The sequence below is a fragment of the Mycetocola reblochoni REB411 genome (assembly GCF_900163835.1).
Classification (GTDB): domain Bacteria; phylum Actinomycetota; class Actinomycetes; order Actinomycetales; family Microbacteriaceae; genus Mycetocola_B; species Mycetocola_B reblochoni.
This window is the reverse complement of sequence record NZ_FUKR01000011.1, coordinates 1-15,951: the sequence shown is the minus strand read 5'-3', so window position 1 is coordinate 15,951 and position 15,951 is coordinate 1. Positions and strand designations below refer to the sequence as shown.

9 protein-coding genes are annotated in these 15,951 nt (G+C 72.0%); 4 read left to right on the top strand and 5 right to left on the bottom strand.

Annotation, left to right across the window (positions count from 1 at the left end):
• Positions 1-49 precede the first annotated feature (49 nt).
• Positions 50-571, top strand: a complete 522-nt coding sequence (locus FM119_RS02045) for a flavin reductase family protein (protein WP_179205156.1) — start codon at positions 50-52, stop codon at positions 569-571.
• 141 nt (positions 572-712) lie between these two features.
• Here the strand turns inward: FM119_RS02045 and FM119_RS02040 are convergent, their stop codons facing one another.
• Positions 713-2,170: a dihydrolipoyl dehydrogenase family protein gene (locus FM119_RS02040; protein WP_087136034.1), complete on the bottom strand. Its 1,458-nt coding sequence runs from the start codon at positions 2,168-2,170 to the stop codon at positions 713-715.
• 114 nt (positions 2,171-2,284) lie between these two features.
• Positions 2,285-3,241, bottom strand: coding sequence for an endo alpha-1,4 polygalactosaminidase (locus FM119_RS02035; RefSeq protein WP_245827187.1), 957 nt, complete (start codon positions 3,239-3,241; stop codon positions 2,285-2,287).
• Between the two features lie 123 nt (positions 3,242-3,364).
• Here FM119_RS02035 and FM119_RS02030 point away from each other — a divergent pair, with 123 nt between their 5' ends.
• Positions 3,365-5,830, top strand: coding sequence for an ATP-binding cassette domain-containing protein (locus FM119_RS02030; RefSeq protein WP_087136032.1), 2,466 nt, complete (start codon positions 3,365-3,367; stop codon positions 5,828-5,830).
• 145 nt (positions 5,831-5,975) lie between these two features.
• Here FM119_RS02030 and FM119_RS02025 read toward each other — a convergent pair whose 3' ends face one another.
• The 3 genes from FM119_RS02025 to FM119_RS02015 all read right to left on the bottom strand — a co-directional run bounded on the left by FM119_RS02025 (position 5,976) and on the right by FM119_RS02015 (position 12,925).
• Positions 5,976-11,639, bottom strand: coding sequence for a GH92 family glycosyl hydrolase (locus FM119_RS02025; protein WP_143822595.1), 5,664 nt, complete (start codon positions 11,637-11,639; stop codon positions 5,976-5,978).
• Between the two features lie 121 nt (positions 11,640-11,760).
• Positions 11,761-12,594, bottom strand: a complete 834-nt coding sequence (locus FM119_RS02020) for a MurR/RpiR family transcriptional regulator (protein WP_087136030.1) — start codon at positions 12,592-12,594, stop codon at positions 11,761-11,763.
• A gap of 34 nt (positions 12,595-12,628) precedes the next feature.
• Positions 12,629-12,925 (bottom strand): putative quinol monooxygenase, encoded by a 297-nt coding sequence (locus FM119_RS02015; protein ID WP_179205155.1) that lies wholly within the window; start codon positions 12,923-12,925, stop codon positions 12,629-12,631.
• 88 nt (positions 12,926-13,013) lie between these two features.
• On the opposite strand from FM119_RS02015, the gene FM119_RS02010 reads away from it, so the two are divergent.
• Together FM119_RS02010 and FM119_RS02005 are read left to right on the top strand one after the other, a co-directional pair.
• Positions 13,014-14,540 (top strand): MFS transporter, encoded by a 1,527-nt coding sequence (locus FM119_RS02010; protein WP_179205154.1) that lies wholly within the window; start codon positions 13,014-13,016, stop codon positions 14,538-14,540.
• A gap of 106 nt (positions 14,541-14,646) precedes the next feature.
• On the top strand, positions 14,647-15,879 hold the full coding sequence (locus FM119_RS02005) for a metal-dependent hydrolase family protein (protein ID WP_087136028.1): 1,233 nt from the start codon (positions 14,647-14,649) through the stop codon (positions 15,877-15,879).
• Positions 15,880-15,951: the final 72 nt, after the last annotated feature.

The window sequence follows — 15,951 nt, the reverse complement described above, 5'->3', positions numbered from 1 at the left end:
ACCCCAGACGGCACACTGACCCCCACCCCAGCAGCCGGAGAGAACGACCGTGACGACAGCAAACGACCCCGCCATCGGTGACGCCTTCAAGGAGGCGTTCCGCCACCACCCCGCCGGGGTCGCCATCATCACGGCGACCACCCCCGACGGCCCCGTCGGCCTCACCGCGTCGAGCGTGTCGTCGGTGTCCGTCGACCCGCCGGCGCTGTCGTTCTCCGTCACCAGGGCGACCGGCTCGGCCGGGGGCATCCTCGGTGCCGACAGCTACGTGGTGCACCTTCTGCACAGCGGCAACGTCGACGTCGCCCGCTCCTTCGCCGTGTCCGGTGCGGAACGGTTCACCGCCGCGCAGGGCTGGAGCGGCCTCGACACCGGGGAACCGCACCTGGCCGGCGCGGCCGCCGCACTCCGCTGCCGGACGATGCACCGCTACAGCGTCGGCGGGTCGACGATCGTCGTCGCCGAGGTGCTCGAGGTGCTGGACGGCCACGACGCCGCCCCGCACCGGCCGCTCGTGTACCGCAACCGCGAGTTCCACGGCCTCGACGGCGAGCGCACCCGCCTGGACTGACAGACCACCGCGCGGACGTCACCTCAGCGTGGTCCACCGTTCGCGCGGTCCCCTTTCTTTCTCTTCCCGCAGCCGGGTCCCCGTCGATCGGCCGCGTGCAACGGGCGGCACGCCCATGCGGCATGCCGAGCCGGCCGTGTCTCAGGCGGACTCGCGCCCGTATCCCTCGAGGATCCGGAGCCAGAGTTCGCTCGCGGTCGGGTAGGCGGGAACCGCGTGCCAGAGCCGGGCGATCGGCACCTCACCGACGACGGCGACGGTCGCCGCGTGGAGCAACTCGGCCACGTCGGAGCCGATGAGCGTCATCCCCCTGATCACGCCCGCGTCCCTGTCGATGACCGCACGGGCGAGGCCGCGCGCGCCTTCCTCCCTGAGCGCAGCGCCGGCGACGGAGCCGAGCTCCACGTCGACGACCGCGACGTCCATCCCGCGCTCCCTGGCGGCGGCCGCCGTGAGACCGACCAGGGCGACCTCCGGGTCACTGAACACGACCTGGGGCACGGCGGAGTGGTCGGCGGTCGCCACGTGCCGCCCCCAGGCGGCGGCGTCGACGGGGCTCCCCGCCGCCCGTGCGGCGATCGCGTCGCCGGCCGCGCGGGCCTGGTACTTGCCCTGATGCGTCAGAAGCGCGCGTCCCGTGACGTCACCGGCGGCGTACAGCCACGGGACGCCGTCAACGCGCAGTGTGTCGTCCGTCGGCAGCCAGTCACCGGGGGTGAGGCCGACCGCGTCCAGCCCGAGGTCGTCGCTGCGCGGTCGTCGCCCGGTGGCGACGAGGATCTCGTCCGCGACGATCTCGTCGCCGCTGGCGAGGCGGACCGTCACCGAACCGTCGAGGCGGCGGACGGAGGACACGGTAGCGCGCTCCCTGATGTCGGCACCGCGGCCGCGCAGGCTGTCGGCGACGGCGCGCCCCGCCTCGGGCTCCATCGACGCGAGCAGCGTGCTGCGCGCCAGCACGGTCACCGCGGTCCCCAGGTCGGTGAAGGCGGTGGCCAGCTCGGCGCCGACCACGCCGCCGCCGAGGATCACGAGCGAGCGGGGCGGTGTCGTGACGGCGGTCGCCTCGCGGTTCGTCCACGGCCGAACACCGCGGAGCCCGTCGATGTCAGGGATGAGCGCGGCGCTTCCGGTCGCGACGGCGACGGCGTGGCGAGCCGTCAGCACGCTCACCGTTCCCTCGGGTGCCGTGACGGAGACCGTGCGCTCGCCCGTCAGCCGGCCGTGCCCCCTGTGCAGCTCGATGTGCGCCTGCGTCAGCCAGTCGACCTGCCCCTCATCCGACCAGTCGCTGGTGTACTCGGTGCGCCGGGCGAGGACGGCGTCGACGTCGAGACGCCCGGTGACGGCCTGCGCCGCACCGGGAACGGACTGCGCGGCGCGCAGCGCCTGACCGGAGCGCAGCAGCGCCTTCGACGGCATGCATGCCCAGTAGGAGCACTCGCCGCCGACCAGCTCCGACTCGACCAGGGCCACCTGGAGCCCCCCGGTGACCGCGCGATCGGCGATGTTCTCGCCCACCGGTCCCCCACCGATGACGATGAGGTCGTACTCGTCCGATGCCGTCCGGTCGTCGCTCCGTCGATGACGCGTGCTCATGATGCCTCCAGTGCCGGGGTCGGCAGCGACGGGCCGCAGCCGTGCGGCAACGGTACCACCGGCCACCGGGCGGTCCGGGCCGGCGCCGCGGACGGCAGCGGCACCTCGCCCGACTCAGCGGGTCGGCTCGCCGGACGGGACGGCGCACTGGCGGAAGACGTGCCCCTCGGTGCCCGCGGGAACGAGGTCCCTGTCCCTGAGGATGGTCAGCGCGGCCCGGTCGGGCTCGGCGCACACACTGTCGAAGGGCACGGGGAGGGTGTCCGCGTACTCGATCTGCAGCACGGCGTCGCCGTACGCCGCCCGGTAGGCATCGCACTCGTCGAAGGCGGCGCACTCCTCGGTGACGGCGAAGTCGAAGCCGAGCTCGTCCCTGCCCCTCGCGGCGAGCTCGGCGGCGTTCTTCTGACCGATCGCGAGGCCAGCCGTGTGGGCGACGTCCACATAGGAGCGGGCGAGGGCGAGGGCCGCGGCCTCGTCGACGCCGGGGCTCCCGTCATCGCCGGCGGGGAAACGGAGGAAGGTGTCGAGGTTGTCGATCTCGACGGCGGCGTATCCGTCCTCGGCACAGCCGGTGATGACCGGGCCGATCACCGCGAGGATCTGCTCGCGCTGGTGCGGCGTCGCCGGGTCCAGCACCATCTCGTCCGGCCAGTCGGGGTCGACGACGGGCCGGTCGTCGGCGTCCCTGAGTACCGCGTCGCTGCCCGCCCAGACGTCTTCCTGGCCCGGCTGCGTCTGGAAGCCGTTGACGTAGCAGACCGAGTAGGCACCCTCCAGCGGGGCGGCGTCGGCGTCGCGGACCACGACGTCGGGGCGCGCACCGTCGACGAGGTCGGAGGGCCCGCCGAGCTGATAGTCGAAGCGGCCGCTCGTCGGGACGGCGGCGGGGCCGCTCGTCCCCGCGCCGGGGGCGGCCGCCGACGACCCGGCTCCACCCGGGTCCGCCGCCGTCCCGCCCGTGACGCACCCGCCGAGGACCAGGACCGCCACGGTCGCTGCGGTCGCGGCGGCCGCAGCGATCACCGCGCGCCCGCCGTCAGCCCGGTGCGCCGTCAGCCGTTTTCTCACAGTGCACAGTCTGCCGCACGGACGCGCCGTCGCCGTCTTGCCGGGCGGCCGACGAGCGCGCACAATCATCACGACCGGCACTCGCGCCGACGAGGACGCAGCAGCACCGAGCAGGGAGCACCGATGACCGTCACGCCGCCACCAGGACCGGCACCCACGAGCACCGCCGCACACTCCGACGCCGCCGACGCGACGGCGAGCGCTCCGGCCCGCCCCTCCGTCGACGAGGGAGCGCACCCGGCCGACGGGCACGACACCATCCGCGTGCGGGGCGCACGGGAGAACAACCTGCGTGGCGTCGACGTGGACCTGCCCAAACGGAGGCTCACGGTCTTCACGGGCGTCTCGGGATCGGGCAAGAGCTCCCTCGTGTTCGGCACCATCGCCGCGGAGTCGCGTCGGATGATCAACGAGACGTACAGCGCGTTCCTCCAGGGCTTCATGCCGAGCAGCGCCCGTCCGGACGTCGACTCCCTCGACGGCCTCACCACCGCCATCGTGGTGGGCCAGGAGCGCATGGGCGCGAACGCCCGCTCGACGCTCGGGACCGCCACCGACGTCAACGCGCTGCTGCGCATCCTGTTCAGCCGTCTCGGTTCGCCGCACATCGGCTCCCCCAACGCCTACTCGTTCAACGTCGCGACGGCGAGCGGCTCCGGGGCACTGACCGTCGAGCGGGGATCGGGCCCGAGCACGACGGAGCGCCGCAGCTTCCACGTCACCGGCGGCATGTGCCCCGAGTGCGAGGGCAGGGGCCAGATCAGCGAGTTCGACCTCGAGCAGGTGCTCGACTCCTCGCTCTCGCTCAACGAGGGGGCGATCACCGTGCCCGGCTACAAGGCGGACGGCTGGGCGGTGCGGCTGTACAGCGAGTCGGGGCTCCTCGACGGCGACAAGCCGATCCGCGACTACAGCGAGGCCGAACGCGCCACCCTGCTCACCCATCCGCCGACGAAGGTCGTCATCGCGAAGACGAACATGAGCTACGAGGGGCTGCTGAGCCGGCTCCGCGGGACATTCCTGTCGAAGGACCGCGAGGCGATGCAGCCGCACATCCGCGCCTTCGTCGACCGTGCCGTTCGCTTCGCGGTCTGCCCGTCCTGCGCGGGGACCCGGCTGAACCAGGCGGCGCGGTCGTCGCTCGTGCACGGCCGGAGCATCGCGGAGCTGTGCGCCATGCAGCTCAGCGAACTGGCCGACTGGATCCGCTCGGTCGACGAACCGGAGGTGGCTCCCCTCGTCTCCGCCATCGGCGAGGCGCTGGACGCCTTCGTCGACATCGGGCTCGGCTACCTCTCCCTTGACCGGTCGGCAGGGACGCTCTCCGGCGGCGAGGTCCAGCGCACGATGATGGTGCGGCACCTGGCCTCAGCGCTGACGGACACCACCTACGTGTTCGACGAGCCGACGACGGGCCTGCACCCGCACGACATCGAGCGGATGAACCGGCTGCTGCTGCAGCTGAGGGACAAAGGAAACACGGTGCTCGTCGTCGAGCACAAGCCGGAAACCATCGCGATCGCCGACCACGTCGTCGACCTCGGCCCCGGTGCCGGGGCCGACGGTGGCCGGGTCGGCTTCGCCGGGAGCGTCGACGGGCTGCGCCGCAGCGACACCCTGACCGGACGGCACCTGGACGACCGTGCGGCCGTGAAGGAGACGGTGCGTTCCCCGAACGGGGCGATCGAGGTCCGCGGCGCCGAGCAGAACAACCTCGACGGCGTCGACGTCGACATCCCGCTCGGCGTACTGACGGTGGTGACCGGCGTCGCCGGCTCGGGCAAGAGCACCCTGATCGAGGGCTCCGTCGCCCCGCTCGAGGACGTCGTCGTGGTCGACCAGAGCCCCATCCGCGGGTCGCGGCGCAGCAACCCCGCGACCTACACGGGGGCGCTCGAGCCGATCCGCCGCGCCTTCGCGAAGGCGAACGGGGTGAGCGCCGCCCTGTTCTCCGCCAACTCGGATGGCGCCTGCCCCGCGTGCACCGGGGCGGGAGTGATCTACACCGACCTCGGCGTGGTCGCCGAGGTCGCGAGCGTCTGCGAGGAGTGCCAGGGCCGGCGGTTCCAGCGCGAGGTCCTCGAGTACCGTCTCGGCGGGCTGGACATCAGCGAGGTCCTCGCCCTCTCCGTCGCCGGGGCGGAGCGGTTCTTCTCGACGGAGGGGTCGAGCGTTCCCGCCGCGCACCGCATCCTGTCGCGTCTCCTCGACGTCGGGCTCGGCTACCTTTCGCTCGGCCAGCCGCTGTCGACGCTGTCCGGCGGCGAACGCCAGCGGATCAAGCTCGCCGGTCGCCTGGCCGAGCCGTCGACGGTGGTGGTGCTCGACGAGCCGACGACCGGCCTGCACCTGGCCGACGTCGATCAGCTCCTCGGGCTCCTCGACCGGCTCGTCGACGGCGGGACCACGGTCATCGTCGTCGAGCACCACCAGGCCGTGATGGCGCACGCGGACTGGATCATCGACCTCGGGCCGGGGGCGGGCTCTGAGGGCGGTCGGGTCGTGTTCGAGGGCACCCCGGCGCAGCTGGTCGCCGATCGGTCGACGCTCACCGGACGGCATCTGGCCGCGTACGTCCGCGCCGGCTGACGCTCACGGGCCGGGCGAAGGACGCCGGGACGCACGGAACGCCCGAACGCCAGGACTCACCGGAACACTAGAGCTCACCGGGACAGCGGACGCCACCGGGCCCCGCGGCAGGACTGCCGCGGGGCCCGGTGCGTGTCACCACTGCCTAGGAGCGCCGTGCCCTCCTTCGCAGAGCCAGTGCACCACCGGCGGCCAGCAGGAGCAGTGCCGCCAGCGCGATCGCCCCGGCCGTTCCGGCGCCCGTCGCCGCCAGAGAGCCGTCCGTGGCCCCGGTCTCGGAGCCACCGCCGTCCGCGCCGCCGGACGTGGACCCGTCCGCCGCCGGGGCGGAGGGGGTCGCCGTGGCGCCGGACCCGTCGGAACCGGAACCCGCGCCACCGTCGGAGCCCGTGTCGGAACCGCCGTCGGAGCCCGTGTCGGAACCGCCGTCGGAACCGCCGTCGGAGCCGCTACCGGCACCCCCGTCAGCGCCACCGTCAGACCCGCCGTCCTCGTCCCCGCCACCCGGCTCGGACGAATCGGCCACCGTGACGACAGTCTCGGCCGTGGCCGAGGTCCCGTAGTCGTCGGTCACGCTGTAGCGGAGGGTGAAGCCGTCGGCATCGTCCGCGACGAACATCCGCGCGAGCAGACCGGGCTCGACCCGCTCGACCGTGATCCGGTCGGTCAGGTCGGCGCCGTTGGCGTCCATCGCGGAGATCCCCGCGAGCTCGTCGAACTCCTCGCCCGCAACGACCTCGCGCGTCGGAGGCACGCCGCTGAACGTCGGCGCGACCGCGACGACCGTGACCACGCGCTCCGCGGTCGTGACGTTGCCCGCCGCGTCGGAGACGCGGTACTCGAGGCGGTACTCCCCCGGCGTCGTGGTGTCCACGGCCCCGGTGACCTCGATCGCCGCGGTCAGCTCGCCGTCGACGTCGTCCGAGGCGGTGACCCCGGCCAGCGGCTCGAAGCTCTGCCCCTGTGCGACCTCGGTCTCGGCCTCCAGACCGGAGAACTCGGGCGCGACCTCGTCACCGGTGGCGCGGGTGAGGGTCACCTCGTCGATGACCGTGCGGTCCATCGTCTGGTAGGTGGTCAGGGTCAGGGCCGTCGGGGACACGTCCACGTCGGTGTACTGCGGCTGGTTGGACTGGTCCTTCACCGCCGCCTCCGGGGAGGAGGCGTCCAGGCCGTAGAACTTGCTTCCGCTGGCGGAGTTGCCGGTCACGTACAGCACCTGCCCCTCCTCGGCGGACAGCGTCACGCCCGACTCCTCCTGCGCGGCCCTGTCCCCGACAGGGGTGGTGCCGTCCATGAGGTAGCTGCGGGTGTAGATGTGGTCGTGCCCGGCGAGGACCAGGTCCACGCCCAGCTCGCTGAACACCGGCGCCAGCGCCTGACGACGCTCGACGACGTCCTGTTCCACCGAGTGGAACGCGGCCGAGTAGAGCGAGTGGTGCATGACGACGACGACCCAGCTGGCCGCCTCGCCCTGCTCCGCCATGACCTCGCGCAGGAACGCCGCGTGGTCCTCCTCATTGGCACTGCGCGCGTTGGTGTTGATGTTGAGGTAGAGCACGTCGTTGTAGGTGTACCAGTAGTCGCCTCCGGCGCGCCCCTCCGTCGACTCGTAGCCGTGCACGGTCGAGCGGTTGGGCGTGAAGAAGTGCGAGTTGAACTGGTCCGACTGGTTGTCGTGGTTGCCGATCGTCGCCTGGAAGGGCAGCTGTGTCAGCAGCTCGGGCGCGATGAACGAGGCGTACTCGTTCTCGGAGCGGTGCGACTCGACCTGGTCGCCCCCGCTGACGATCATGGAGGCGTCGCGCTCGAACTGGTCGATCTGGTCGAGCGAGGCGGCCCAGCGGTCGCGGTCGTTCTGCCAGTTGCCGGAGGCGCCGATCTGCGCGTCCGTCAGGTACACGAAGCTGTAGCTGGGCTCGAAGGTGCCCGTCCAGAGCTCGTACGAGCGGGACCAGCCCATGTCCTCGTTGCCGACGCGGTACAGGTACGAGGTGGCCTCGTCCAGGCCGTCGATGACGACCTGGTTGGAGAACCGTCCGTCCCTGGTCGCGCTGGTGTCGGCGTCGATGATGCGCGCCTGCGCCTCCGGGAAGCCCGTGCCGGTGCGGGCCGATGCCGGTGCGATCTGCACCTTCGCCGGCACCTCGCGGTCGGTGTAGAAGGTCAGGTTGCGCGCGGTCTCGTCCGTGCCGACGTGCAGAAGAACGTCGCTGATCGTGGCGGGGGTGTCCGCCGCGTCGATCGTCAGCGAGCTCAGCTGCATGAACACGTCCGAGCTGCTGTCGTTGGTGTTGTGCACCTGGACGGCGATCGTGTTGGCCCCCGCGGTGAGCAGCTCGGCGGGGACGGTGAAGGTCCCCGTGAGCGGTGCGGAACCGTTGCCGCCTGCGTAGACCATGTTGCTCGTCTCCGAGGCGTCGATCCGGTCGTCGGCGAAGCCCTGGACGAGGGTGCCGTTGACGTACACCCTGGCGGCGTCGTCGTAGGCGATCTCGCCGGACAGGCTCGCGGTCTGCGCCAGCTGCTGCTCGGTCAGCTCCACGGTGGTGCGGAAGAAGAACGCCTCGACGTTGGTGCGGTCCGCCTTGTACTGGGACAGCAGCGTGGTCGGCGTGAAGCCGCCGCCGAGGCTGGCGATGGCACCGTTCTTCGCGCCGAAGCTGGTCGTGCCCGTCGTCCACGCACTGTCGTCGTAGGCGGCGGCCGTCCAGTCGGTCTTGGCGGGGAGGCCGGCGGCGGGGTCCTTCTCGCCGTCGTGCACGCGCCAGACGGTGTCGGCGCCGATCAGGGCCGTGCCGTCGACATCCTCCGGCTCGGGGATGGTCGACGGGATGGTCTCACCGGCGTCCGGGCGGCTCGGCAGCGCGGGCTCCTCGCCGCCGTTGTCCTCGTCGACGGGGCGAAGCGCCACGTCGAAGACGTGCATGATCCCCTTGCTGACCTGGGTCGGCAGGGTCACGCTCCGTACCTTCTTGGCCGGGTCGAGCGGCACGACGGAGGTGGCGAACAGCGTCGGCTTGGCCGAGTCGGAGCCGCCGGAGACGGTGTTGCGCTTGGTCAGGTCGACGAGGCGGACGTTGCCGCCCTCGACGTTGCCCGGCACCCAGTCGCTGAGGCGCACGTCGACGGCTTTCGTGGTCCCGTCGGAGTACGTGACCGTCGCGGTTCCCCTGGACGGGCCGTTCGTCGCCAGCCCGAGGAACGAGATTCCCGAGGCCTGGACGTCACCGAAGTCGAGGACCTGGCCGCTGGGGATCCAGTGGTCCGGCTCCCCCGCCGTCGTGTCCGGCCAGGTGAAGCTCACACCGGTCTTCCCGAAGGGGATGCTCGCACCGCCGGTCACGCCGGCCTTCTCGAGGTCCTGACGGGACAGGCCCGTGCCGCCCGCGTCGAGACCGCCCATGTTGGCCGCGCCGTCGTCGGTGATTCCGACCGCGTTGCGCGCGTCGGAGCCCTCGTCGTACGACGGGGGTACGTCCTCGGCGCCGGTCCCCCAGCTGCCGGGCGTCGCCGACATGGTGAAGTCGAGCGTGCCGCCGGTCCGGGCGAACTCGGGGGTGAGCCACGAGGCGGTCTGGGCCGTGCCGTTCACGGACAGCGCCGTCGTGTACTTCGCCTCGTCGCCCGCGCCGGGCGCGTCGATGGTGATGGTCCGGTCGGAGCCGACCGAGTCGATGACGATGCGCTCGAACATCGGCGCGGACACCAGCAGGTCGGCGGTGCCCCAGGTGGCGGGCATGAGCCCGAGGTTCGCCCAGACGTACCAGGCGCTGAAGGAGCCGAGGTCGTCGTTGCCGTAGAGCCCGTCCGGCTCGGTGGTGAACATCTCCTCCGCGACGCGGTAGAGCGTGTCGGTCGTCTTGTGCGGGGCCTGGAGCCAGTTGTAGACCCAGGGAAGACCGAAGCTGGGCTGGTTGGCGATGTAGGCCGTGTCGCTGAAGGCGCCGCCGTCGAGGTCGCGCAGCAGCGCGTCCAGGTCCGTGGTCGCCGCCTCGACGCCGCCGCGCGCCTCGATCAGCGCCGCCATGTTGTGCGCGACGTTGAAGCCGTACTGCAGGCCGGTCGACTGCTCGAACTGCGCACCCTGCGTGGTGAGGGAGGTGTTCATGAAGCCGTTGCGGTTGCGGGCGTCGATGTGCTGCGTGGCGGGGTTGAAGACGTTCCGCCAGTTCTGCGAGCGGGTCGAGAACGCCTGGTAGGCCTCCTCGTCGCCCAGGCGCTTGGCCAGCTGGGCGATCGCGAAGTCGTTGGTCGCGTACTCGAGGGTGCGCGAGGTCGCGGCGCCCTGCTTGTCGCCGTCGACCCAGCCCAGGGTGCCGTACTGGACGGCGTCGCTGCGCGCCGAGCCCGCCATGGGCAGGGTCTGCGTCGCGAGCATCGTCGAGAGCGCGGTCGCCCTGTCGTAGTCGGTGGCGCCGAAGTCGTCCGTGGCCGCGATGATGTTCTGCAGCGAGTCGCCGCTCATTTTCGTCTGCACGCTGTTGTAGCTGGGCCAGCTGGTCCAGCGTCCGGTCTGGGCGACCATGTCGACGATGGACTGGTTGATGTCACTGGCGCGCTCGGGGAACAGCAGAGCCAGCAGCTGCGCCTGACCGCGGTAGGTGTCCCAGCCGGAGAAGTTGACGTAGAAGTCGCGTCCCTCCTCGAGCTGGTGCACCTTCTTGTCGTAGCCGGTGTAGCGGCCGTCGACGTCCTGGAAGGTGTTCGGGTGCAGCAGCGCGTGGTAGAGGGCGCTGTACATCGTCGTGCGGTCCCTCTCGGTTCCGCCGGTGGCGTCGATGGTGCCGAGCGCCTCCTCCCATGTGGCGCGTGCGCCCGCGCGCGTCGCGTCGAACCCGGCGTCGCCGGCCTCGGTCTCGGCGTTGAGGCGTGCGCCGTCGACGGAGACGTAGCTCAGGCCGACCGTCGCGGTGACGTCGGCCCCGTCGGCGAAGCGCAACCAGGCGCCGGCCGCGTGCTTGGCGCTGCCGCTCGCCGTGGTGGAGCCCGCGTCGACGCTGTCGCCGTCCCAGGTGCCGTGGCCGGTGACCGGCTGGTCGAACGTCGCGGAGAAGTACGCGGTGTACGGGTCGCCGCCGTTGCAGACGATGTTGGCCGTGACCGAGCCGCTGAGCTCGCCGGTGGCCGGGTCGAACTCGACCGTGGCGGAGCGCACCTGGTTGTTGGAGCCCGCCGCGTCGAAGAGCAGGGTGGCGGAGTCGTCGAAGCTGTAGCGGCTGACCGCGGTCCTCGTGGTGCTGGTCAGCTCGACGCCGACGCCGGCGTCCAGGTCGACGGAGTAGTAGCCGGGCTCGGCGTCCTCGTTCTCGTGCGAGAAGTCAAGGAAGTAGTCGCCGATGCTTCCCGCAGGGTTGGACGGCAGCGCTGCGGCGGGGTCCTGGTCGCCGGTGAACGGGATCACGGGGAAGTCGAAGCCACCGTAGTTGGAGCGGCACCCCGTGCCGGACAGGCGGGTCATGCCGAAGCCGCGGATCTGGTCGGCCTGGTACTCGTAGCCGCCGTACTGCTCTTTCGTGGCCGTCTCGTAGGTCGTCGGGCTGGACTGGACCATGCCGAAGGGGACGGTGGCTCCGGGGAAGGTGTTGCCGTAGTGGTCGTTGCCGCGACCGGTGTTGCCGTCGTTCATCTCGGTGCCGATGAACTGGTTCACGGCGTCGAAGGCGCTGAGCGTCGACGCCGCCTCGGCCGGCGGTGCCGAGGGGACCACGACGGCGGTCGCCGTCACGGCCGTGACGAGGCCGACGGCGAGAAGCGCCCGTCGGCCTCGGGTGTGCGGGCGGTTTCGCCCGCGCATGCTGGGGGACACGTGTACTCCATCCTTGGTGGGGGTGAGGGCGCGATGCGCCCGCAAGGACCCTATGGATGTCGGACGACCGGCCGGACAACACGCGATGACCACGGGATGAACCCGCGGGACGGCGGCGGGCTCAGCCCTGGTCGTCCATGAGGCCGAGGCGCTCCCATGCCCGCTCCACCGCCCCGACGGCGTCCCTGTCGGTGCGCACCGCGAGCACGGCGAGGATCCCCTGGACGACCGCGACCATCGCGGTCAGCGACGGCGTCTCGTCGACGCCCTCGATGGGGGTGACGACGACGTGATCGGCGTCCGCGCCCAGCGGGGAGGACCGCAGGTCGGTGAGGACGGCGACGGTCGCACCGCGCTCGTGGCCGAGCGCCGTCAGCTGGCGCAGCGCCTTCGTCAGCCGCCACACGTTGAGCACGATGAGGCAGTCGCCGCTGCCGAGCCGGGAGACGGCGACGGCCTGGGCGGTGGCCGAGCCGGTCGCGACCTCGACGTCGTGCCCGTACACGGAGGCGAGGTAGCCGAGGATCGTCGCCGGTCCCGCACCGGACCCGGAGGCGAGGACCACGGTCGTGCCCGCCGAGGCGATGGCGGCACCGATCTCCCTGATGGCGGCGAGGTTCTCCGGCGTGGTGGTCGCGGCGAGGTTGGTCGCGTCCTGCTGCAGCATGAGCGCCGCGACGTCGGTGGCGTCGGCGGTCGCCGGCCGCACGGCGGCGAGGGAGGCGAGATACTCGTCCCTCAGGCCCCCGCGCAGCTGGGGCCAGCCGGCGAAGCCGAGCTGCTGCGAGGTGCGCACGACCGTGGAGACGTTGACCCCCGCCCGCTCGGCGACCTCGCGGGCGGAGGCGTAGCAGGCGAACTGCGGCGAGCGCGCGAGCACCTGGACGACCCGCTCGGCCTGCGTGCCGAGCGCCGTGGTCGCTGTCCGTGCGGACAGCCAGGATTCGATGGTCATGTGCCCTCCCCTTCCGCTCCGCCGCGGGGCGGCGTCAGGACCGGTGGACGAGCTCCAGGGTCCGCCCGCTCGCGGTGATCTCGCCCTCGACGGCGGCCGCGATCGCGTGGGCGAAGCGGGTCCGCACGGGTGACTCCTCCCACGCCGCGTAGGCGTCGCGGTCGGGCCAGACGGCGGTGACGACAACCCTACCGGAGCCGTCGTCGTCGACGGCGAGGTCGGCGGTGAGCGCGCCGGAGGCTTCGAGGACCCCGTCGCCGACGTACCGGGAGACGAGGTCGTCGACACGCTCGGGCGGAACGCGGATGTCGAGGATCGAGAGGAGGGTCATGCATTTAACTGTTGCATGAATGGCACCTGTGAATCTAGTGTTGCGTCTCACATCGACAGTCAGCTCCACCTTCACACTCGGAGGCGCCATGACCACCGCACCACAGACCCCCACAACGGCGGAGCAGCAGGCCGCACTCCTCGCACGGCTCGACGACCTGGAACCCGGCAAGCCGCACCGGCGGCTGATGGTGATGGGCGGACTCGGCTACACCTTCGACTCCTTCGACGGCCAGCTGATGGGCTACGCCCTGTCCGCGCTCATCGTGATCTGGGCGATCCCCGCCGAGGTGTCCGGCTGGCTGCTGTCGTCGATCTTCTTCGGCTACCTCGTCGGCGCCCTCGTCGCCGGGGTCCTCGCCGACCGTTTCGGCCGCAAGCGCCTCATGCTCACCTCGCTGCTGATCTTCAGCCTGTGCAGCCTGCTGATGGGGACGGCGACGACCGTGCCCGAGCTGTTCATCTGGCGGGCACTGGCCGGCATCGGGATCGGCGCGGAGACCGCGCTGATCGCGCCCTACATCTCCGAGTTCCTCCCCGCCAAGGCCAGGGGCACCTTCGTGGCCAGGACGGTCGGCTTCCTCGCCTTCGGCTACATCCTCGCCGGCGTCATCGCCCCGATCGTCATCTCCCCCAACCCGGAGATCGGCTGGCGCATCGCCGCCGTCGTCGCCGCACTGCCCGTCGTGCTGCTGCTGTGGTGGCGCAGGCGCCTGCCCGAATCGCCGCGGTTCCTGCTGACCCGCGGCCGCATCGACGAGGCCACCGCGGTCGTCGAGGACTTCGAACGCCGCAGCGGACTCGACCCGGCCGAGCACGCGGCCGCCGTGGCCGCGCGGCGCGCCTCCGCGACCGGTTCGGAACAGCAGGCGACCGCCGCCGCGGACCCGGCCGCCTCCCCCGCCGGCCCTGGAGGCGACCCGTCCGCGGCCGGAGCGGCCGGAGCGGCCGCTCCCGACGGGGCGGAGCCCGGCGGTCAGGGACGCAGCAAACTGCTCGCACCGCTGGCCGGACTGTGGCGCGGACGACTCGCGCGGACGACGATCGTCATCTGGGTGCTGTGGTTCATCCTCACCGGGGTCAACTACGGTTTCGCCTCCTGGCTGCCCGCGCTGCTCATCACCGCCAAGGGCTTCACCCTGACCGGCTCGTTCCTGTTCGCCCTCGTCACCGCACTGGCCCAGCTGCCCGGCTATTACGTGGCCAGCCTGCTCATCGACCGGATGGAGCGGAAGTGGCTGCTCGCCATCTACGCGGCCGGCGGCACGGTCTCGGCCGTGATCGTGGCGCTCGCCGGCTCGCCCAGCGTGCTGCTGCTCGGCTGTGCCCTGCTGGCTGCGTTCACCAACGGCGCGGCCGCCGTCTACTACACCTACACCGCGGAGCTCTACCCGACCGCGGTCCGTGCCACCGGCGTCGGCGTCGCGTCGGCGGTCGGCCGGATCGGTGCGATCAGCGCGCCCATCGCCATCGGCTACCTCTACGCGAGCATCGGCTTCGCGAACGTGTTCCTCTGCCTCGTCGCGGCACTCGTCCTCGCCGTCGTGGTGGTCGTCGTCTTCGGCGAGCGCACCTCCGGCCGGCGGCTCAACGAGGAGGTTCCCTCCGGCTCCTGAGCCGCACGGCGGCGGGGTCTCGGCCCCGCCGCCGCCACGGACGGCCCGACCGTCCGCCACCGACACCCGCGTCCGCCCCACGCGGACACCGACCACGGAGGACGCCATGCGCATCCGCATCATCAACGCCCGCACACTCGAGCCCGCCACAGGAGAGAGGGAGGACGCCGCCTGGCTCGACCTCGCCGACGGTGTCATCGCCGACCGCGGCACCGGCACCCCTCCCCCCTCGGACACGGTCGAGCGGGTGATCGACGCCGCGGGCGCCACCGTCATGCCCGGGCTCATCGACGCCCACGTGCACCTGCTGGTCACCTCCATGGACGCGCTCGATCGCGCGTCCTGGTCGCCCGGCTACGCGACGGTGAGGGCGCTGCGCGAGGCCGGGGCGATGCTCCGGCGGGGCTTCACGACCGTGCGCGACGTCGGCGGCGCCGACCACGGGATGGCGAGGGCCATCGACGAGGGCCTCGCCCCCGGACCGCGCCTGATCTTCGGAGGGAAGGCACTCTCGCAGACCGGAGGGCACGGCGACTACCGCTCGCTCGACGACGACTCCCAGCCGTGCTGCCAGCTCAAGCCGCACTTCGCCCGCATCGCCGACGGCGTCGACGAGGTCAGGCGCGCGGCGCGCGACGAGTTCCGCAAGGGCGCGCAGCACCTGAAGGTGCTCGTCTCGGGTGGCGTCGCGTCGCCGAGCGACGAGATCTCCGCCGTGCAGTACACCAGGGAGGAGATCGCGGCCGCCGTCACGGAGGCGGAAAACCACAACCGCTACGTCACGGTGCACGCGTACCACCCCTCTGCGGTCAACATGGCGCTCGCCGCCGGTGCACGGTCGGTGGAGCACGGCAATCTCATCGACGACGAGTCGGTCCGGCTGCTCCTCGAGCGCGACGCCTTCCTCGTCCCGACGATCATCACCTACGAGGCGATGTTCGAGGCGGTGCAGGCGTCAGGGCTGACCGGCGCCTCACTGCACAAGCTCGACGAGGTCAGGCTCGGTGCGCTGGATGCCCTGGAGCGCGCGCACCGCGCGGGGGTGAACCTCGTCTACGGAAGCGATCTGCTCGGATCGCTGCAGACCAGGCAGCTGGAGGAGTTCACGATCCGGGCGCGGGTGCAGCCGCCGCTCGACGTGATCCGGAGCGCGACGAGCACGGCCGCGCAGCTGCTGCGGCTCGAGGGACGGATCGGCACGCTCGCCGTCGGCGCGGACGCGGACCTCCTCGTCGTCGACGGCGACCCGGTCGACGACATCGGCGTCCTCACCTCCCCCGACCGGCACCTGAGGCACGTGATCCGCGGCGGCACGGTCACGGACGTGGCGGCGCGATGAGCAGCGCAGGACGGTGACGGCGGGACCGGCGGGACCGGCGGGACCGGCGGGACCGGCGGGACCGGCGGGACC